Here is a 693-nt window from a genome sequence, read left to right on the forward strand (position 1 = left end):
CGTGCTCAAGGTGATCGGCGTGCCCACGTCGGAAGCGACGCGGGCGGATGCGGAGCGCTGCGGCGTGCCGCTGACCACGCTCGATGAGATCGACCATCTCGACATCACCGTCGACGGCGCCGACGAGATCGATCCTGAGCTCAATTTGATCAAGGGCGGCGGCGGCGCGCTGCTGCGCGAGAAGATCGTGGCGGCCGCTTCGGATCGCATGATCGTGATTGCCGATGACACCAAATGGGTACCAACGCTCGGCCGCTTTCCGCTGCCGGTCGAAGTCATCCCGTTCGGCCTCGGCGCGACGCGCCGCGCGATCGAGAAGGCATTTGCCGAGTGCGGCGTTTCCGGGCAAATGGCGGTCCGCAAGGCCAAGGGAGGGGACAAGGACGGCCACGTTTTCGTCACCGATGGCGGCCACTGGATCGTCGATGCCCATCTCGGACGTATTGTGGATCCACCCGGTCTCGCCAAGGCGTTGAGCGCCATCCCCGGCGTGGTCGAGCATGGCTTGTTCATCGGCTTGGCCAGCTCCGCTGTTCTGGCGGGTGGCGAGGGAATTCGCGTGATTGAACGGCGTAAGCCGAAAGGAGACTAGGAATGAAGAGCGTTTTGAAATTTTTGCCGGCTGCGACCCTCGCTGTGGGCCTGGCCCTCTCGGTCGCGCCGGCCGTGGCGCAGCAGGCGGCGCCCAAGGCT

The 693-nt window shown here is 65.2% G+C and carries 1 protein-coding gene; it reads left to right on the forward strand.

Annotation, left to right across the window (positions count from 1 at the left end; all coding sequences use genetic code 11):
• Positions 1–592 (forward strand): ribose-5-phosphate isomerase RpiA (gene rpiA, locus MOV75_RS40730; protein ID WP_247008495.1); only part of this gene is annotated, 592 nt, incomplete at its 5' end.
• Between the last annotated feature and the right edge of the window lie 101 nt (positions 593–693).

This window comes from Bradyrhizobium sp. PRIMUS42 (assembly GCF_023006515.1).
GTDB lineage: Bacteria > Pseudomonadota > Alphaproteobacteria > Rhizobiales > Xanthobacteraceae > Bradyrhizobium.